Annotated in this window: 17 protein-coding genes; 9 read left to right on the top strand and 8 right to left on the bottom strand. The window is 57.8% G+C overall.

Going from position 1 to position 18,046, the window contains the following annotated elements; genetic code table 11:
• Positions 1-113 precede the first annotated feature (113 nt).
• Together BJF91_RS04335 and BJF91_RS04330 are read left to right on the top strand one after the other, a co-directional pair.
• Positions 114-1,976 (top strand): sensor histidine kinase, encoded by a 1,863-nt coding sequence (locus BJF91_RS04335; protein ID WP_234801541.1) that lies wholly within the window; start codon positions 114-116, stop codon positions 1,974-1,976.
• Positions 1,973-3,349: a sigma-54-dependent transcriptional regulator gene (locus tag BJF91_RS04330; protein ID WP_075613252.1), complete on the top strand. Its 1,377-nt coding sequence runs from the start codon at positions 1,973-1,975 to the stop codon at positions 3,347-3,349. The genes BJF91_RS04335 and BJF91_RS04330 overlap by 4 nt, the downstream gene beginning before the upstream one ends.
• Positions 3,350-3,388: 39 nt before the next feature.
• On the opposite strand, the gene BJF91_RS04325 is transcribed toward BJF91_RS04330, so the two are convergent.
• Positions 3,389-4,123: a TetR/AcrR family transcriptional regulator gene (locus BJF91_RS04325; protein ID WP_234801540.1), complete on the bottom strand. Its 735-nt coding sequence runs from the start codon at positions 4,121-4,123 to the stop codon at positions 3,389-3,391.
• 321 nt (positions 4,124-4,444) lie between these two features.
• Between BJF91_RS04325 and BJF91_RS04320 the strand changes: the two genes are divergently transcribed.
• Positions 4,445-4,654 (top strand): hypothetical protein, encoded by a 210-nt coding sequence (locus BJF91_RS04320; RefSeq protein ID WP_075613251.1) that lies wholly within the window; start codon positions 4,445-4,447, stop codon positions 4,652-4,654.
• Positions 4,655-4,663: 9 nt separating this feature from the next.
• On the top strand, positions 4,664-4,834 hold the full coding sequence (locus BJF91_RS24965; RefSeq protein ID WP_162843833.1) for a hypothetical protein: 171 nt from the start codon (positions 4,664-4,666) through the stop codon (positions 4,832-4,834).
• A gap of 34 nt (positions 4,835-4,868) precedes the next feature.
• Here BJF91_RS24965 and BJF91_RS04315 read toward each other — a convergent pair whose 3' ends face one another.
• The 4 genes from BJF91_RS04315 to BJF91_RS04300 all read right to left on the bottom strand — a co-directional run bounded on the left by BJF91_RS04315 (position 4,869) and on the right by BJF91_RS04300 (position 8,854).
• The gene (locus tag BJF91_RS04315; protein WP_075613250.1) at positions 4,869-5,777 is read right to left on the bottom strand and encodes an ROK family protein; all 909 of its coding nucleotides are present in this window, start codon (positions 5,775-5,777) and stop codon (positions 4,869-4,871) included.
• Positions 5,774-6,976 carry an N-acetylglucosamine-6-phosphate deacetylase gene (gene nagA / locus BJF91_RS04310; protein WP_075613249.1) on the bottom strand — a complete coding sequence of 401 codons (1,203 nt, stop codon included), beginning with the start codon at positions 6,974-6,976 and terminating at the stop codon, positions 5,774-5,776. Before nagA ends, BJF91_RS04315 begins: the two co-directional genes overlap by 4 nt.
• Positions 6,973-7,995: an SIS domain-containing protein gene (locus tag BJF91_RS04305; protein ID WP_075613248.1), complete on the bottom strand. Its 1,023-nt coding sequence runs from the start codon at positions 7,993-7,995 to the stop codon at positions 6,973-6,975. Before BJF91_RS04305 ends, nagA begins: the two co-directional genes overlap by 4 nt.
• Positions 7,996-8,101: 106 nt before the next feature.
• The gene (locus BJF91_RS04300) at positions 8,102-8,854 is read right to left on the bottom strand and encodes a GntR family transcriptional regulator (protein ID WP_075613247.1); all 753 of its coding nucleotides are present in this window, start codon (positions 8,852-8,854) and stop codon (positions 8,102-8,104) included.
• A 413-nt stretch (positions 8,855-9,267) separates the two neighbouring features.
• Between BJF91_RS04300 and BJF91_RS04295 the strand changes: the two genes are divergently transcribed.
• The 5 genes from BJF91_RS04295 to BJF91_RS04275 all read left to right on the top strand — a co-directional run bounded on the left by BJF91_RS04295 (position 9,268) and on the right by BJF91_RS04275 (position 14,737).
• On the top strand, positions 9,268-10,452 hold the full coding sequence (locus tag BJF91_RS04295; protein ID WP_075613246.1) for a Gfo/Idh/MocA family protein: 1,185 nt from the start codon (positions 9,268-9,270) through the stop codon (positions 10,450-10,452).
• A gap of 10 nt (positions 10,453-10,462) precedes the next feature.
• A complete protein-coding gene (locus tag BJF91_RS04290; protein ID WP_075613245.1) occupies positions 10,463-11,347 on the top strand; it encodes a carbohydrate ABC transporter permease in 885 nt (294 codons plus the stop codon).
• Positions 11,344-12,204, top strand: a complete 861-nt coding sequence (locus BJF91_RS04285) for a carbohydrate ABC transporter permease (protein ID WP_075613244.1) — start codon at positions 11,344-11,346, stop codon at positions 12,202-12,204. The genes BJF91_RS04290 and BJF91_RS04285 overlap by 4 nt, the downstream gene beginning before the upstream one ends.
• Positions 12,205-12,299: 95 nt before the next feature.
• Positions 12,300-13,499: an extracellular solute-binding protein gene (locus BJF91_RS04280; protein ID WP_407639858.1), complete on the top strand. Its 1,200-nt coding sequence runs from the start codon at positions 12,300-12,302 to the stop codon at positions 13,497-13,499.
• A 101-nt stretch (positions 13,500-13,600) separates the two neighbouring features.
• Positions 13,601-14,737, top strand: coding sequence for an ABC transporter ATP-binding protein (locus BJF91_RS04275; protein ID WP_075613242.1), 1,137 nt, complete (start codon positions 13,601-13,603; stop codon positions 14,735-14,737).
• Positions 14,738-14,823: 86 nt separating this feature from the next.
• Here the strand turns inward: BJF91_RS04275 and BJF91_RS04270 are convergent, their stop codons facing one another.
• The 3 genes from BJF91_RS04270 to BJF91_RS04260 form a co-directional block, all read right to left on the bottom strand.
• The gene (locus BJF91_RS04270) at positions 14,824-15,912 is read right to left on the bottom strand and encodes a D-TA family PLP-dependent enzyme (protein WP_075613241.1); all 1,089 of its coding nucleotides are present in this window, start codon (positions 15,910-15,912) and stop codon (positions 14,824-14,826) included.
• A 22-nt stretch (positions 15,913-15,934) separates the two neighbouring features.
• Positions 15,935-17,395 (bottom strand): M81 family metallopeptidase, encoded by a 1,461-nt coding sequence (locus tag BJF91_RS04265; protein WP_075613240.1) that lies wholly within the window; start codon positions 17,393-17,395, stop codon positions 15,935-15,937.
• A gap of 155 nt (positions 17,396-17,550) precedes the next feature.
• Complete coding sequence (locus tag BJF91_RS04260; protein WP_075613239.1) at positions 17,551-18,042, bottom strand: hypothetical protein; 492 nt, start codon at positions 18,040-18,042, stop codon at positions 17,551-17,553.
• Positions 18,043-18,046: the final 4 nt, after the last annotated feature.

The raw sequence follows: 18,046 nt of genomic DNA, 5'->3' as shown, positions 1-18,046 counted from the left end.
AAGTCGTTGAAAAGCCATATTGGAGCCATGATTGCAGAGGCCAACTTGAGCGAAAAACCGCCCGCACTCTTGCGTTGTGTGCGGAAAAGTGCACAAAGTTATTAATGATGATAATGGCTCGTAGTCCCGCTCAGACCGCTGCTTATGCAAAGGCGCCTCGCAAGCCCTGGCTTTTACTTGCGGTCATGGCCTGCGTCATAACTGTGCTGTCGCTTACGCTTGTTGGCTATTATGCGCGTCACGCAGCCCTTGACGATCTCTCGGACCAGGCACGCATCAGCGCGAATCTGAAGGTCGCGTTCCTTCGGGCAGTGCTGGAGCGACCGCGCTCTTTGCCGCTGCTCCTGTCGGAGGATCAGCAGGTCGTCGATGCTCTCAGCCAGCACACGGCCTCAGCCGTTGATCGCTTGAACGATAAGCTGGAAAGATTGGTCGCGGGGACGAGTGCGTCGGTTCTCTATGTTACAGATGCGACAGGCCGCGCCATCGCCTCCAGCAACTGGCGCGAGCCTGTGAGCTTCGTCGGCGTCGACTATTCCTTCCGTGATTATTTCCGCCGGTCGATGACGGACGGTACGGCCGAACATTTCGCCCTTGGAAGCATCAGCAAACGACCCGGGCTGTATATTTCTCGACGTGTCGGGCCAACTAACGCGCCTTTGGGTGTCGTCGTGGTCAAGGCGGAATTCGATCAATTGGAAACCGATTGGCGCGAGGAGGGCCGGGCGGCTTTCGTCACGGACAGCCGCGGCGTCGTGCTGATTTCGAGCCTGTCCTCCTGGCGGTTCATGACCCTGCAGGCACTACCGCCAGATGAGCTTGACCAGATCCGTACCAGTCTGCAGTTTGGTGATGCGCCGCTGCGTGCCTTGCCGATCAATCGCGCCGAGCCATTCGGGCCAGAGACCCGGCCCGACGAAATGTTGGTTCGTTCGGTCTTTCCAGGCGGGACACCGGCCGATTATCTCGACCTCTCAATTGCAGTCCCGAGCACTGGCTGGCACCTGAACTACCTCGTTCCAACAGAGCCTGCGATAGCCGCTACCGTGCGCGAATGGCGACTTTTGACGCTTGCCGTACTCGCACCGTTCTTCCTGCTCGTCGCGCTGATCCTCTGGCGAAGACAGGCGACCGTCATAAGGCTGGCCCGTGCCCAGGCCGACCAGTTGGAGCTTGAAAGGCGGGTCGACGAGCGCACAAGTGACCTATCGCAGGCACGCGACCGATTGGAAGCGGAAATTGCCGGCCACAAGGCGACGGAGCAGCGGCTGCAAGGCGTACAGCAGGAGCTTGTGCAGGCAAACCGATTGGCTATCCTTGGCCAGGTCGCGGCCGGTGTCGCCCATGAGATAAACCAGCCGGTCGCCACAATCCGCGCTTATGCCGATAATGCCCGCGTCTTTCTCGCCAGGGCTCAGCCTGAACAGGCCACGGGCAATCTCACTGCCATTGCAAATCTGACAGAACGGATCGGCACCATAACCGAGGAGTTGAAGGCCTTTGCGCGCAAGGGCCGCACCCCGCCGGAGCCGGTTCCGCTCGGCGCTGCCATCGAAGGCGCCGTCATGCTGTTGCGCAGCCGCTTTGCCGGGCGGCTGGACGCCTTGGCCATTGGCGCGATCGACCCTGATCTCACCGTCAAGGGCAATCGTGTCCGCCTGGAGCAAGTGTTGATCAACCTCTTCCAGAACGCGATCGAGGCCTTGGAATATCGCAACGACGCTAAAGTGGACGTTCAGGTGGAGGAGGGGCTGGAAGATGTCGTTGTAACTGTCGAAGACAACGGTCCGGGTATCCCGGAAGACATTCGTCGGTTGTTGTTTACACCCTTTACCACATCGAAGGCGCAAGGCCTTGGGCTTGGGCTGGTGATCTCGCGCGACATTATCAGCGACTATGGCGGACGGATCGACGTGACCAGCACTGCGTCTGGTACCCGCTTCAGCATTCACCTTTTGAAGGCAGATCAATCATGAGTTCGACAGAGCCGGATAGGGGCGCCAGAGTCATCCTGATCGACAACGATCGCGATCTTCTGGCGGCAACGACCCAAACCCTGGAACTTGCCGGATTTTCCGTCACCGCCTTTTCGAGCCCTGTTGAAGCCCTGCGGTCAATCTCCGGTGACTTCGGCGGGGTTGTCGTTACCGACATCCGCATGCCTGATATCGACGGGCTGGAATTGTTTCGCCGGATTAGAGTGCTCGACCACGATCTGCCTGTCATTCTGGTAACAGGGCATGGCGACATTGCCATGGCAGTACAGGCGATCAAGGACGGTGCCTATGACTTCATCACCAAGCCTTTCGCTACGGACAGGTTGCAACAAAGCGTGCATCGTGCGGCTGAGATGCGCCGGCTGGTGCTGGAAAACCGCAAGCTCCGCCTGGTCGCCGATGCCGCCCAGGATGGACTGCCGCTGATCGGCCAGACACCGGCGATGGAGCGGCTAAGGCGAACACTCAGGCAAATCGCCGATACCGATGTCGACGTTCTCGTGACCGGGGAAACCGGTAGCGGCAAGGAAGTGGTGGCCAGCCTGCTGCACAGCTGGAGCCGGCGGGCAAAAGGCAACTTCGTCGCGCTCAACTGCGGTACGCTTCCGGAAAGTATGATTGAAAGCGAGTTGTTCGGCCACGAAGCCGGCGCCTTCACCGGTGCGCAAAAGCGGCGCATCGGCCGTATCGAGCATTCGAGTGGCGGCACCTTATTTCTCGACGAAATCGAGAGTATGCCAGCCTCCACCCAGGTGCAGATGTTGCGCGTTCTTGAAATGCGCGAGGTGTCGCCACTCGGCATCAATGACGTGCGTCCAGTCGATCTGAGGGTGGTTGCGGCGGCGAAAGTCGATCTCGGCGATCCGGCCCAGCGCGGGGGATTCCGTGAAGATCTGTATTACCGCCTGAATGTGGTCACGTTGACGATACCGCCTCTCAGAGAGCGGCGGCCCGACGTACCGCTACTCTTCGCCCATTTTATCGAACGCGCCGCCGCACGATTTCGGCGGGAGCCGCCGCCGGTCTCGGCGTGGGTCGAGCGCTATCTGCGCGATCATGACTGGCCGGGGAATGTGCGGGAACTCACCCATTTTGCCGAAAGGTTCGTGCTGGGTCTGGAAGACGTCGAGCCGTCGAATAATCAAGTTTTGTCAGCGAAGATCAGCGATCTTTCACTTCCTGAACGCGTCGATCAATTCGAGGCGGAGGTCATGCGTGAGGCCCTCAGCCGCTATGATGGCGATGTACGCAAAACCATTGAGGCACTGAAAATTCCTCGCAAGACCTTTTACGACAAGCTGCAGCGTCACGGTATCGTTCGCAAGACTTTTGCGGGCAGCGAGGAGGGGTGACGCGGAAGATGCATCGGCAACGCCTGAGATCTGCTATTTCTAAACGGATGTCGAGTTCGCGCCCGTCCTAAGAAAGGCAAGGGTGACGGCAACTATATGTTCACCCCAGGCTTCGATCGAGCCGCAGGTCCAGACGTCGGGATTAAGATTCGTCTCCACCGTGTGGCGGTTGCTGATATAGAAGAACCCCAGACCAGCATAAGTCATATAAACCGTGGTTGGGCTAATCCCTTCTCGAAATACGCCTTGCGCAGCACCGCGTTGCAGCAAATTTTCGATTTTCGCAAAAACGGGACCATGTAGCGACGAGATCATGTTCGAGCGCTTAGAATACTCGCCCTTCAGAAGATTTTCGCCCGCCAGGAGACTAACAAACTCAGGATGGGCAAGAAGATAGTGCCAATTATGCAAGACAAGCGCGCGGATGCCGTCGACGGGATCGCGGTTGGCAAGGTTTAGCCCCCGCATGGATGAAGTGACATGGGTGACGACGGCCTCCAGCACTGCGATGTAGAGCCCAGTCTTGTCTCCAAAGAAATGGTAGAGCATACGTTTGTTGGTTTTAGACCGCAGCGCAATGGCGTCCACCCTTGCCCCAGCTAAGCCCTTGGCAGCAAATTCCTGGATCGCAGCCTCCAGGATCATCGCCCTTGTGCTGTCGGGATGGCGGACGGGACGGCAGGTGCGGGGCGCAGACGAACACGTTGCGGCGTCGGGTCCTTCGCCCTCGGCCGTCATCTGCTCCAATTCCGCTGTCAGGCGGGAACGCGTCATCGTGATCTTTCCGTGCTGCAGTGATATGAAAATTAGATCTGTTGAAAATACATCGACCGGATTAACCGTGTCGCTCCAAAATGGGTAAATTGCGATTGGACGCTAAAGATGCGTTTATCAAACGCAACATCACACTCTCTCCTTTGAAGAATGATTTGCAGTCTCGGGCTTTTTCAAGATGAAATTGCTCCTTTTCCTGTTTCATATAGAATACTAATTTTATAGACAATATTGACGTGAGCCACACCGCCTGTCACCATAATCAGGCGAAACAATGAAAAGCTTTCGCAAGGCCGACCGATAATTTTCAGGAGGAAGAAAATGCCGATTGCTGCCAGCATGTTCTCTTTCGACCTTTTTGGTTTGACCAGGCATCGCGCCAATCAAGCGGACACTCAGCCGTTAAAGGCATCGCAAGCTACACCAAGAGATGACGCGAAAATCTGCAAGGACTCCGCTGTTGAAGACAATGATCGAAACCGGTTCGATTATCACGCTGTCATTCTCGGCGGCTTCTTTCCTATTCTTTGAGGGTTGATCATGACTGTTATCGAACGCTTGATCCCTTCAATCGGGTTGCGGCAGGCTGAATTACCCCGGCCGTTCATGGGCTCGGTTTACGATCTGCGCCAGCGCGTTTTTTCAGCACTTCCTATCATGACTTGCGCTGCTGCCTTTGTGTTCGTCGCAGCCCTGATCATCATGATCTAAGGGAAGAAATGCAGCAACAGTCGACAGCGGAGCGTCAAGACATTGCTGCCAAACCGAGCAGCGCCGCGCCAATCAAGCCCGGCTCTATCCTGCATTGAGCCGGGACGATGATTGGCCGTTGGAACTTTCGTAAGATCCGCTGTCGAACGGCTTTGTCGATTGCTGCAATCAGTGCCGATACGTTGGAGAGACCGCCACCAACCGGCAGTATTGTTGCTCCCGTCATATTGATGACAAGCGCCAACGGCCCGGCGAGCAGTTCAACATAAACGCCGATCGTGCGGCTGGCATTTGCCTCACCCTTCCCCCAGGCATCTACAATCATTTCACTCGTGCTACTCTCGCTAGTGAGGTGCGCATGCAGCTTCTCGAGTCCACGGGCGCTGCAGGTGGCATCAATGCAGCCTTTTTGGCCGCAACCACACTGAAAGCGCGGAATAGAAACCGGGGGATCGCCGACTTCGGTTGCGGCAATTGGGCCGTGGCCCCATTCCCCGGCAAAGCCGCCGTCGCTGTTGATCAGTTTGCCGTCGATCACCAACCCGCCGCCGACGCCAGTGCCAAGAATAATACCGAAAACCACCCGATGGCCACGCCCTGCGCCGAGCCCTGCTTCGGCAATTACAAAACAGTCGGCATCATTGGCGATCAAAACGGGCAGACCCAGTGCGGTCTCCAGATCTTGCTGCAACAGGCGACCATGAATGCAGGGAATGTTGGCAACAATGGCCCGCCTTGTATCGGGATCTATGACACCGCAAATCGATAGCGAAACACACAAGGGTGCGTCCTCTGCCTCCGATATCACGGAGCGCAAAACGTCGACGAACGCTTCGAAATCATCACCAGGTGTCGGCTGCCGTGGAACCGGACGGATGTCCTCTGGAGAATAAGCAATAGCACCTTTGATGGTGGTGCCTCCGATGTCGAAACAGACAATCATGCCCGCGCCCCCTGACGTGTTTCGCTCGCCTGGTACATGCATGTCCCGCCGATCCAGGTCGACAGAAGATCGAGCGTCGGCGTCAACAGCAGGAAATCTGCGTCCGCACCAGGCGCAAGGCGTCCCTTTGCTGCTGCGCCAATGGCATCTGCCGGATAGAGCGAGGCCATGTTCAGCGCCTCTTCAAGCGATAGACCGATCTTGTCCCGAACGAAACGCACGCAGGACAGCATGTCGATGTCAGCACCGGCAAGCGTACCATCCGCAAGTGTCAAGCGGCCGTCGCGGCGGTAGACCTGGCGGCCGTTCAGCATGAAGCCGGTTTCGTTGGTGCCTATGCTCGACATGGCGTCCGTGACCAAAAAAATCCGGCCCGGGCCACGCTTCGCCCGCAAGGCCACCTGCATCGATACCGGGTCGACATGGAAGCCGTCGGCAATCAGCCCGCAATGCAGCGCTCCAGAATTCAGCGCAGCACCAACCAGGCCCGGTTCTCGATTGCCCATTTGGCTCATAGCGTTGAAAAGGTGCGTGACCAGTGTCACGCCGGCATCGACATAGTCGCTGACCTTGCTGCAACTCGTGTCGGTATGGCCAAGGCTGACATGGTAGCCAGCGGCGACCAACGCTAGAACCTGCTGCACGGTCACGCTTTCAGGTGCAACAGTAATCAGCGCCTGGCCGAACGTGCCAGCCGACGCCACCAACCTTGCCAAATCTTCATCCCGCATCGGACGAATCAGCGATGGATCATGCGTGCCTTTGCGTGCCAGCGACAGATGTGGCCCTTCGAGATGCAAACCGAGATAGCCCGGAATCATGGCGGCAACGGCATCACGGCCGAGCGCCAGCACATCGTCGCGTAACTCCGATCTATCGGTGATCAGCGTCGGCAGCAGGGCGGTGGTGCCGAAGCGTGCGTGAGCGGCGCAGATCGTCCGGATTCCATCCAGGTCAGGCTGGTTGTTGAGCAGGACGCCACCGCCGCCATTCACCTGCAGATCGACAAAGCCGGGGACCACCAGCGTGCCGGCAGCATCGACGCGGGGTAGGTCAGAGGAAACCGCCCGCAGGTCAGCCACCTCTACAATCCGACCATCGGCAATGATCAGCGCTTTACCGTCATGAAACTGCGCCCCATCGAAGACCTTCCCTCCCGTGACGGCAAAGGAAAAAGAGGCGGGCAGGGAAGGGATCATCGCGTTTCAGTTACTTTCTTGAGGGCAACGGGTTTATCCGGATTAAGCCCCCGGGCCCGCGACAGTGATTCCACCATGCCATAATAGGGAACAATCAGCGCGAGCGCATCGGTTAGCGCATGGCCTGTTTCAACGAAGGGCAGGCGGCTCGCCTCCTTTGCTGACGCTGATGTCAGGAATACTGAGGCGTTTTTTGCAGCGAGCCCGTTGGCCGTTGCCGCAATAGAAGACTCAGCCTTATCGCGGGCGGCGAAGGCAATGATTGGGAAATGAGCTGACACCAGCGACACCGGACCATGCAGCACCTCGGCGGAGGAATAGGCCTCGGCATGCAGTTCCGACGTTTCCTTGCATTTCAAGGCGGCTTCGCAGGCGATGGCGAGCGACGGCCCGCGGCCAAGCATATAAAGCGAATCGGCGCCGTGTAGCGTCTCGACCAAACCGCTCCAATCCAGGGAAAGCGCCTGCTCCAGATGATCAGGCAAAGCCTCGACTGCCGCCACGAGGGCGGCATTGCCGCTCCAGATGCTTAGCAGCGAAAGCCCAGCCGCAATCGAGTTGACGAAGGATTTGGTAGCGGCAACGGCAATTTCTGGCCCGGCGTGAATATCGACGGCTACGTCACAGGCCGCTGCCAAGGGCGAGGAAATCGTATTGACCAGGCAGACGGTCTTAGCACCACCGGTTTTTGCCGTATTGGCCAAAGCCAGCAGATCAGGGCTGGCGCCTGACTGCGAAATCGCCAAAGCCGCGGCGCGATCAAGCTTCAGCGGTGCCTGATAGATCGAGGCAAGCGAAGGGCCGATGGAGGCGACCACAAGTCCCAGTTCTAGCTCGAAGGCATATTTGAGGAAATGCGCCGCATGATCGGAAGAGCCGCGGGCAATGCTGACGAGGACGGCAGGATCTCGCTTACGCAGCATGGAGCCGGCTTCATTGATGCTGTCTCGGCTGTCGCGCAGCATGCGGCGTACGGCTGCGGGAATCTCGTCGATTTCCCGGCGCATTGTCGTGATCATTGTCATTTCCCTTCCTGTTCGGCCATGAAGCGCGGCTCGATAACCCCTCAAGCAACACCGCTTCTTCTTTCAATGCATCTTGCGAAACGACCGCAGAGACCTGCGACTATGAGCCGATCGTCAGTTCCGCGACCAAATCATAGGCGTCGCTTCGATAAAGCGCGCGTGACACTTCCATGACCCGCCCCGTTTCCAGATAAGCGATGCGCTGTACCGACAGCGCCGCAGAACCGGGGGGCATGCCGAGCAATTTCGCATCTTCGTCACTCAAGATGACCGCCGAGATCCGCTGGTTGGCGCGCACGGGCCTTATGCCGGCGCTGCCGAGTGCAGCGTAAAGGGAATTTTCGACGCTGCCTGGATCCGGTAGTAGATCCTCCGGCAGGTTGGTGCGCTCCAGCGCGATCGGCATGCTGCTCGCCGTCCGCAGCCGCACAAGACGGGCGACGCGCGCGCTGCCTGACAAGCCCAGCGCCATGGTTTCCTCAGGTGTAGGCAAGAACAGTCCGCGCTCGAGCCATTGCGAACCGCTGACCATGCCGCGCCGGGCCATATCTTCAGTAAATGACGTCAGTCGCGTCAGCGGCTGCTGCATGCGCGGGACCGGTTTCACCACAAATGTTCCAGCGCCACGACGGCGTACCAACAAGCCTTCGGCCACCAGCTCGTCGATCGCCTTGCGAACCGTTACACGGCTAATCCCAGCCACTTCGGCTATATCCCGTTCGGCAGGAAGGGCATCGCCATTTTTCAGCCGCCCGGCTTGTATCGCCTCTTCGATCAAACCCTTCAGCTTGACATAGAGCGGACCGCCGCCGCGCGATTGCAAATTGGCAAAGGCAAGCACATCCGTCTGCATGTCATGTCCCCTGCGCGTTGGCGATTTATGAATTTACGATACCAAGGCAATACCAATTATGCAATCGTCTTTGATTGGACTTTTCATTAACAGTCTGCAGAGACGATTTACGTTGATATTTCAGCTAGTTCCCCCGAAAATTAGGGGATTAGACAATTTCATCTAGACGATTGGCATTTTTTTGGTATGGTTCATTAACAAAAAAACAAGCGGGAATGAACAAGCGCCCTCTCAGGCAATTGCGACTTCGACAATGCAGCACTGATCGGAATTCGCCAGAAGGTTTTTTCTGGAGTTGAGCAGCTGTGAAAATAGTTTTCACAGATTGTCGGGCGAACGGTTTCTCTATTGACGAATTATCTAAAACTCCGCAGTCTTAAGAAAATAAATTACGTAACGGGGATGATTGTAGCATGAAAGTCGCCATTATCGGGCTCGGTTTCCGGCTTGGTTATCTGGGTCGTGTGTTCAGTGAGATCGACCCGACCTTCGAGATTGTCGGCTACGTCGATCCTGCGCCCGCCGGCCTGCCTGGGCTGCAGGCGGCAGGGGTGTCCGTAGGTGTATCCTACGAGACCCCGGAGCAACTGATTGCCGCCGGCGGCTTCGACCTGCTGATGATCGGCTCGCCTAACCATCTGCATCTAGACCATATTCGCCTCGGGCTGCAGGCTGGGCTGACGGTCTTTACCGAAAAGCCAATCGTCATTTCCATCGAAGAGAGCCTAGAGCTTGCCTCGCTTCTCCACACTTACGGGCACGACAGACTCCTTGTTGGTCTGGTCCTGCGCTATTCGCCGCTTTATCGCGACTTGCGCAAGGCACAGGAGGAGGGTCTTCTCGGCAACGTCGTCTCCATCGAGGCGTCGGAGCATATCGAGCCCTATCACGGCGCCTTCTTCATGCGCGACTGGCGTCGCTATGGCCGCTACACCGGCGGCTTCATGCTGGAAAAGTGCTGCCATGATCTTGATCTGTACAATGGCGTCGTCGGCGCCCGCCCGCGCTTTGTCGCAAGCTTTGGCGGACGCAAGAGCTTCGTGCCCGACAATGCGCCGGAGCAGGACGGCGTCAACGATATGGAGCTCTATCATCGCAAGCCAAGCGGCTGGCAGGGTTCCGACAAGGTTTTCGACAGCGATGCCGATATCATCGACTATCAGACCGCGATCATCGAATATGAGAATGGCGTTGCGATGACCTTCCATACCAATCTCAACGTGCCAGACCAGTTTAGGCGGTTCTGCGTGATCGGCTCGAAGGGCATGGCTGAGGGTGATTTCGTCCGCGGTTTCCTTGACGTGCACAACGCCCGCAACAATGAGAAACTGGTCGCCAACACCTACAGCGCGCCCTCTGAGAAATCGCAGCATTACGGCGCTGACGAGCAGATGGCAGCCGATGTCTTGGCCTTCATCCAGACAGGTGCAAAACAGCCCGTCTCGGCATTGGACGCCATAGAGGCTGGAATCCTTGCCCTTGCGCTCGACCAGGCCAGGATTGATCGAAAGGTCGTGGATCTCGCCCCAGTCTGGAGCCGTTACGACGCTTGCCTTCATGGCACGGCACCGGCACCGGCGCTGGCGGCAAAGGCGTGAGGAGCTGATCATGGAGGCGAAGCGTCAGACCGTCATTTTCGCCTGGTGCCTGCTTCTGCCGGCGACCATTTACATCGCCATCATTGTTGCCTATCCGCTGGTCGACACCTTCATTCTCTCCTTCACCGATGCCTCGCTGAAGCGGGTGACCAACTGGGTCGGCTGGGAGAATTACAACAAGATCTTCAACGCCACCTTTGCCGATGTCATCGTCCGTACCTTTGTCTGGACCTTCTTTTCTGTCCTGTTCAAGATGATCATCGGCACGTTTGGTGCAAGTTTGCTCAATAGCGCCGTTCCCGGACGTACGCTGTTTCGCATCCTCACGATGCCGCCATGGATCGTGCCAATGGCTATCGGCATCTTCATGTGGGGCTGGATGTATAACGGTCAGTTCGGGATGATTTCCGGGATGCTACAGCGCTTCGGCCTGGTGGATGGCCCGGTTGCCTTCCTGGCCTACGGTTCGACGGCTTTCTGGGCGACAATCTTTACCGATGTGTGGATTGGCGTGCCCATGGTCACGCTTTATCTCCTGGCCGCCATCCAGTCGATCCCACAGGACCTGCACGAAGCTGCATGGACGGATGGGGCAGGGCGTTTCTACCGCTTCCGCCGCATCACCTTGCCGCTGCTGATGCCTGCGATGATCACCATGTCGATGATTTCGCTGATTTCGACATTCAACTCTTTCGACATCATCTGGATCCTGACCCGCGGCGGCCCGAGCGGCAGCACGACAACGATGATCATCGATACCTACAAGACCGCAATCGGCTCTTACAAATATGGTGAGGGCGCCGCCCGCGCCGTGCTGATCTGCATCTTCCTGTCGATCTTCAGCTACTTCTATTTCCGCGTCACCAGCCGCCTCTCGCAGGAGCAGTCCCGATGAGCACCAATAAGCACGCGATGATCAATCGCTACAAGTGGTACGAAATCATCGGCATCTATTGTGGCATTGCGGTGTTTCTGACCTTCGTACTGGCGCCGTTCGTCGAGGGGTTTCTGGTCTCGCTGAAACCGCTGAGCCAGCTGTTTTCCTCGCCCTACCGCTTCTGGCCCGAAAACGGCTCCTTCGAGGCCTACCGAACGATGTGGGAGCATGTGCCAGGTTTTGGCCGCTACATCTTCAATTCGTTCTTCATCTCGATTACGGCAACCATCGTGGTGCTGTTGCTTGTGGTGCCGGCCGCTTACGCCTTTGCCCGGTTCGAGTTCAAGGGCCGGGGCGTGTTGCTCGGCGTCTTTCTCGCGGTCAACATGTTCTCGGGCGCTGTGCTGCTGATCCCGATCTTCCGGCTGATGCGGGTTTCGGGCATGCTCAACACGTATTTCGCGCTGATCGTGCCGCTGATCGCCTTTCTGATCCCGACCGCCATCTGGTTGTTGCGCACGTACATGATGCGCATCCCGCGGGAACTGGAAGAAGCTGCCTATGTCGATGGCGCCAGCCATTTCTACACCTTTCGTCGCGTGATCCTGCCGCTTGCCATGCCCGGCATATCAGTCGTCGGTATCACCACCTTCATCACGGCTTATGCCCAGCACTTCATCTTTGCGCTGACCTTCAACTCCAAGACGGAATACATGCCGCTGCCGATCGGCCTCTTCGCCTATTTCGGGCGTCAGGAAGTGGTCTGGAACGAGTTGATGGCCGCCAGTTTCGTCGGCATTGCGCCGGCAATGATCGTGATCTTCTTCCTGCAACGCTATCTGGTCAGCGGTCTGACGGCAGGGGCAGTGAAATAGCAGAGACCGGGTTTCAGGACTAACAGGCAACCAGGACTGTCAAAGACAGGACTGTCAACAAAGGGGGACCACCGATGAAAAGAACTTTGACCATCATGGCCGGTACGCTGGCCCTGCTGGCAAGCTCGGCGCTTTCGAGCTTTGCAGCAGATAAGGAAATCAGCTGGATCTATTGTGGCGACAAGATCGACCCGATCCATGAAAAGTACATCAAAGTCTGGGAAGAGAAGAACCCTGGCTGGAAGGTAGCGCCCGAAGTCGTCGGCTGGGAACAGTGCCAGGACAAGGCGACGACCCTTGCTGCCGCCGGCACCCCCGTTGCAATGGCTTATGTCGGCTCGCGCACATTGAAGGAATTCGCTGAGAACGATCTGATCGTCAAGGTGCCGATGACGGATGAGGAAAAGAAGAGCTATTATCCTCACATCGTCGACACCGTCACTTTCGACGGCACTCAGTGGGGTGTTCCGATCGCTTTCTCGACCAAGGCGCTCTACTGGAACAAGGACCTGTTCAAGAAGGCCGGTCTCGATCCGGAAACCCCGCCAAAGACCTGGGCTGAAGAAATCGCCTTTGCCAAGCAGATCAAGGAAAAGACCGGCATCGCTGGTTACGGCCTGCCTGCAAAGACCTTCGACAACACAATGCACCAGTTCATGCATTGGGTTTACACCAACAATGGCAAGGTCATCGATGGCGACAAGATCGTCATGGATAGCCCGGAAGTGCTGGCTGCATTGAAGGCCTATAAGGACATCACGCCTTATTCCGTCGAAGGCGCAACCGCTTACGAGCAGAACGAAATCCGTGCCATCTTCCTCGACGGCAAGGCCGGCATGATCCAGAACAGCTCTGGTGCCGCTTACCGCCTGCTGAAGACCGACATGCATTGGGGTGTCACCACGCTGCCGCTCGGCCCAGAAGCCAAGGGTCCGGGCACGCTGTTGATCACCGACAGCCTGGCCATCTTCAAGGGCTCCGGCGTCGAGGACAAGGCAACGGAATTTGCGAAATACATCACTTCGGCCGGTCCGCAGGAAGAATACGAACTCACGACAGATTCCGGCCTTACGCCGCTGCGGCCTTCGCCGAAGGTTGACCAGTTGATCAAGGACAAGCCGTATTGGAAACCGTTCATCGACGGTATCGCCTATGGCGGTCCTGAGCCCTTGTTCAAGGATTACAAGGGCTTCCAGAACGTGATGATCGAGATGGTTCAGTCCGTCGTCACTGGCAAAGCCGAGCCTGAAGCAGCCCTGAAAAAGGCCGCTGCCGGCATCGATCAGTACAAGTAACAGCAATAATACCGGCTGCGGATCATCAGGTTCGCAGCCGGATTTGTTCGATAATTTACCCGGCCGCCTTTCGGCAGCCGTTGGTCTGGAGACGCCGCGCCGTGGGTCAGCTTTATCTCAACAAGGTCGTCAAATCCTTCGGTCATTTCGATGTGATCAAGGGCGTGTCGCTCGATATCCGCGACGGAGAATTCATGGTTTTCGTAGGCCCATCCGGCTGCGGAAAATCCACTCTGTTGCGAATGATCGCCGGTCTGGACGATACCACCAGTGGCGACATCGTTATCGATGGCGAAAGGGTCAACGCACTGCCCCCTGTGGAACGTGGCATTGCCATGGTCTTCCAATCCTATGCGCTATACCCGCATATGTCCGTCTTTGAAAACATAGCCTTTCCGCTGCGCGTGGAAAAAATGCCGGAAGCAAAGATCCGCGAGAAGATCGATGCCGTCGCGAAGGTTCTCCAGCTCGATCAACGTTTGCAGCAGCGACCGGGCCAGTTGTCTGGCGGGCAGCGCCAGCGCGTCGCCATCGGCCGGGCGATCGTGCGCGAACCGAAGATTTTCCTGTTTGACGAGCCGCTTTCCAACCTCGACGCTGCTCTGCGCGCAGACATGCGCATCGAGTTGACCCGGCTGCACCGCCAGCTAAAGGCGACGATGATCTACGTCACCCACGACCAGATTGAAGCCATGACCATGGCAGACCGGATCGTGGTGCTGCATGCCGGCCTGGTCGCCCAGGTCGGCGCGCCGCTGGAGCTCTATCACAAGCCGCAAAATCTCTTTGTGGCAGGCTTCATCGGCAATCCCAAGATGAATTTCGTGCCGGTCACCTGCAAAGGCGTCGGCCCCGAGGGCGTAACCGTAGCCTATGACGGTCAAACGGTGACCATCCCGGTCACGGGACGCCCCGAGTTGCTCGGCCAGGACCTCACGCTCGGCATTCGGCCAGAGCATTTGGCGCTCGGCAACGGCGATTTCTCGATTAAGGTGACCCCAACCGTCATAGAACGGCTCGGCGCCAGCACCATCGCCTACGCCAATTTACCGAACGGCGAACCCTATTGTGCGGTCTTCCCGGGATCCGCTCCGATCCAGGCCGAGATGCCAATGGCAACCGCCATCAAGGCGGGTGACTGCCATCTGTTTGACGCAGATGGCCAAGCTTTGGAACGTCATATCGATTGGCAGGCCGAAACTTTGCCTGACGCGCTAAAAACGGTAAAGGCCGGATGAGACAAACGTTACGGCGACATCGTGGAGAATTACGATGTCGCCGTAACCTCAATCTCTTGATTTTCAGGAGGCGGTCAGCAGCGCGCTTACCAGACCAGGCCGCGTGCAGCGACGCTTTCCACCCGTGTGACCACACCGTCGCGGTGAAAGGTCATGATGTCGAACAGGTTCGACACGACGCAGGTGTGGTTAGGGATAATTCTGACCTTGTCGCCGATATTGGGTCGTGGTCCCTCGACCTTCGACAAGTCAACGGTGCCATGCTCCTCGGACAATCCAGTGATGACGGCATCGGGATAATCAACAATCAAGCCATAATCCGCAAAGCCGAGCAGGTCGGATGTCAAAGCCTTCGATCCGGCATCGATGATGGCGCGGTCCGGCGTCGGGCGCGACACCACCGTCGCGAGGATATGCATGGCGCAGTCATCGAGACTTCCATGGCCGGCGCGCGCCATGGCCCGGTCGCTGTAGATATAGGTTCCCGCCCGATGCTCGGTGGCGGAAGGGACGAGATGCGCATGAAACAGGCTCGGCGTGCCACCGTTCGAGACGATGTCGCATCCGATGCCCTTGGCGGCGAGGGCGGCAATTGCAGTTGCAAAAAACTCCTCGACCTCAGCCTCGCCATGGGCTTTGGGATAGGTCATCAGCCCGGCAAAATGCAGGTTATCATCACCCGCAATCATTTCAGCCAAGGCCACGGCTTCGTCCGGAGTCTGTACGCCGCAACGTCCGGCGCCGGTGTCACATTCAACGAGGACCGACAGAAATTTTCGGCCAGCAAAATGGGCCGAAAGACCTTCTACCGTCACCCGACTATCGGCCACCACTTTCAAACCCGAAATGCGCTCGTTGAGCGCTGCAAGCCGCGCCAGCTTTTCAGGCCCGAGAATGTTGAAGGTGATCAGGATGTCGTTAAAGCCAGCATCGGCAAAAACTTCCGCCTCGGTGATTTTCTGGCAGTTGATGCCGCTCGCGCCGGCCTCTACCTGCTGGCGCGCCAGCGCCGGTATCTTGTGCGTCTTGATATGCGGGCGAAAGCTGAGACCGTGGGCGTTCATATAGCCCTGAACTCGCACAATATTGGCAGCAAGTCTGTCTTCGTCGATCACGGGCAGCGGGGTCGATAATGACAGCAGGGCATCGCCGGGTTTCGGGGTCGGTCGTTCCATGTCGTGCAGTCTCCGTGTCCGCTCAAGCCGTGAAGGGATCGGCCATGATCGGCCAGATATCCCGGCGCACCCGCCGATAGGCCGTCACCGCCGGATTGTTGGGATAAGGCGATCCCGCCGAGCAGTAAAGGATTTCAGCTGATATCTTCGAGAAGGCGGCATAGAAATGATTGGTGGATTTGACGACGAGTATTTGTTTTGCGGTCGGATCGATGCCAAGTGCAGTGAATAGCGACGGGTCGTAGCTTTGCACACGAACCGAACTCAACACGATGTCTATTTCCTTGAGCCGTATATGGGCGGCATCGCCGAAGGGCGCGATGCTCTCGCCAAACCGCATTTCCGCATTGGGCACGACCTTCATCACCTTGACGAGACCATCGATCGGATTGCCGGTTCCGGGCGCCGATTTCGCTCCGAAGCGCAGCGGGATTTCAGCCCCTTCGCCAGCCGCCATGCAGATCTGCACGGCAATCGGGTCCCAGATCATTCCAACCGCCGCATCGCTCACGCCCTGTGCCAGCAACTCTGCCAGCAGCACAGTCGCATCACCCGCCGTACCGCCGCCCGGATTGTCCCAGACATCGGCAATCACGACTGGGCGATTTGCACTGGCTAGCGCCTGGGAAACCGCCTGCTTTTCGTCGATCTGCGGCATCATGAAGGTGCCACGCTTGGCAAACAGTTCCATGCCGAGGCTTTTGGCTAGCGCCTGGCCTTTTTCAGGTCTGCCATTGGTGACGGCGATCACTTTCGTGCCCATTTCCGGCACATCGCCCGCCATGAAGCCATGGATGACGGAAAGCGACAGCACATCGGCATCATCGGCTTCGATCTGCATCAGCTTGTCGACAAAGCCCCGCATCGGCTGGCGCGATGTCGGGAACACGTCGATCATGCGACAGTCGAACACCGACATGGCAGGCACAACACGCCCCTCCAGCGTGTCGACCACAATGCGCCACAGGTCGCGGGCGCGGTCGACGAAGTCGGTATGCGGAAATTCCTTGAAGGCGACGAAAACATCGGCCGCCTCGACGCGTTTGGCGGTGAGATGGCTATGCGGATCGAGCTCGGCGGCCAGCAGCACATCCGGACCGATCATAGCGCGGATGCGGCTCAGCAGATCGCCTTCCGGGTCCAAATAGCCGTCCGCGACCATGGCGCCATGAAGGCCGAGCACGACGGCATCGACGGGCATGGCGGCCGCCAATTGCCCGAGAATTTCATCGCGCAGCCCTTCATAGGTCTCGCGACTGATGAGGCCGGCGGGGTCGGCCCAAGTCGCGGTGCCCTCAACCAATTCCCATCCCTTATCTGAGCAAACTTCCCGGCCAACCGTCAGCGGCGCGGTACAAAGCGTCGGTGTCGCCGGATGCTGACCTGGAGCAGCATAGAGCGAGGCTTCGAACGCCCGCCGGTCGATGCAGATCGGGGAGAAGGTATTGGTTTCGGTTGCGAGAGCTGCGGTGAAAATGCGCAATGGTTCTGCTTCCAATCGCGGTTGATGGGCGAAAAGGCGAGAAATCGCCTGACTTACAGCATCGGACCGAAAAGTTAGAACCGGTTTTCGGACACATCCGATGCGCAAACAAAAAGTTAGAGCATCATGCCGATTCCAGTTTTCGGCGCGATGCTCTAGGCGGCGCCCATCGGATTGGGCAGATAGCCGGTAAAGCCTGATATTTTCCAGCGTCCTTCATGCAGACGGCAATAATAGAGTGTCTGCCATCGCATCGTATCGAAGCCGCCATCGGCATTCTTGATGCCGCCATCGAATTTCTTGCGCACTAGGGCGGTTTCACCCTGGATCTCGATCTCTTCAAGCGTCGTGGTGAAGAAAATCGCGGTGCGCGGATCTTCGCCATGGCTCAGCTGGGCAAAATCCTGCGCCTGCCGCAGCCACTCGTCGCGATAGGCCGTGAGATTTGGAAAGCCAAGCCGCCAATTGTCCGGATTCGGATCGCGGTTTCCATTGACGCCAATAAAGCCGTCTTCGATGAAATCGTGCTCGACCATCGACCAATCCGCCGCCAGGAAGGCATCGATATCGCGCGGGACCAGCATTTCCCAGATGGCGTGACGCGCCGCGTCGCTGGCAGGGAAGGGGTTCTTGAAGGGATCGCGCATTTCA

This window comes from Gillisella taibaishanensis (assembly GCF_001938985.1).
Lineage (GTDB): Bacteria > Pseudomonadota > Alphaproteobacteria > Rhizobiales > Rhizobiaceae > Allorhizobium > Allorhizobium taibaishanense.
This window is presented reverse-complemented; position numbering and strand designations above follow the sequence as displayed.

Coding starts and splice junctions, on each gene's coding strand:
- BJF91_RS04315 (WP_075613250.1), bottom strand. CDS start 5,777: ATGATTGTCTGTTTCGACATCGGAGGCACCACCATCAAAGGTGCTATT.
- BJF91_RS24965 (WP_162843833.1), top strand. CDS start 4,664: ATGACTGTTATCGAACGCTTGATCCCTTCAATCGGGTTGCGGCAGGCT.
- BJF91_RS04320 (WP_075613251.1), top strand. CDS start 4,445: ATGCCGATTGCTGCCAGCATGTTCTCTTTCGACCTTTTTGGTTTGACC.
- BJF91_RS04300 (WP_075613247.1), bottom strand. CDS start 8,854: ATGCAGACGGATGTGCTTGCCTTTGCCAATTTGCAATCGCGCGGCGGC.
- BJF91_RS04260 (WP_075613239.1), bottom strand. CDS start 18,042: ATGCGCGATCCCTTCAAGAACCCCTTCCCTGCCAGCGACGCGGCGCGT.
- BJF91_RS04305 (WP_075613248.1), bottom strand. CDS start 7,995: ATGATCACGACAATGCGCCGGGAAATCGACGAGATTCCCGCAGCCGTA.
- BJF91_RS04280 (WP_407639858.1), top strand. CDS start 12,300: ATGGCCGGTACGCTGGCCCTGCTGGCAAGCTCGGCGCTTTCGAGCTTT.
- BJF91_RS04335 (WP_234801541.1), top strand. CDS start 114: ATGGCTCGTAGTCCCGCTCAGACCGCTGCTTATGCAAAGGCGCCTCGC.
- BJF91_RS04285 (WP_075613244.1), top strand. CDS start 11,344: ATGAGCACCAATAAGCACGCGATGATCAATCGCTACAAGTGGTACGAA.
- nagA (WP_075613249.1), bottom strand. CDS start 6,976: ATGATCCCTTCCCTGCCCGCCTCTTTTTCCTTTGCCGTCACGGGAGGG.
- BJF91_RS04330 (WP_075613252.1), top strand. CDS start 1,973: ATGAGTTCGACAGAGCCGGATAGGGGCGCCAGAGTCATCCTGATCGAC.
- BJF91_RS04270 (WP_075613241.1), bottom strand. CDS start 15,912: ATGGAACGACCGACCCCGAAACCCGGCGATGCCCTGCTGTCATTATCG.
- BJF91_RS04325 (WP_234801540.1), bottom strand. CDS start 4,123: ATGACGCGTTCCCGCCTGACAGCGGAATTGGAGCAGATGACGGCCGAG.
- BJF91_RS04295 (WP_075613246.1), top strand. CDS start 9,268: ATGAAAGTCGCCATTATCGGGCTCGGTTTCCGGCTTGGTTATCTGGGT.
- BJF91_RS04290 (WP_075613245.1), top strand. CDS start 10,463: ATGGAGGCGAAGCGTCAGACCGTCATTTTCGCCTGGTGCCTGCTTCTG.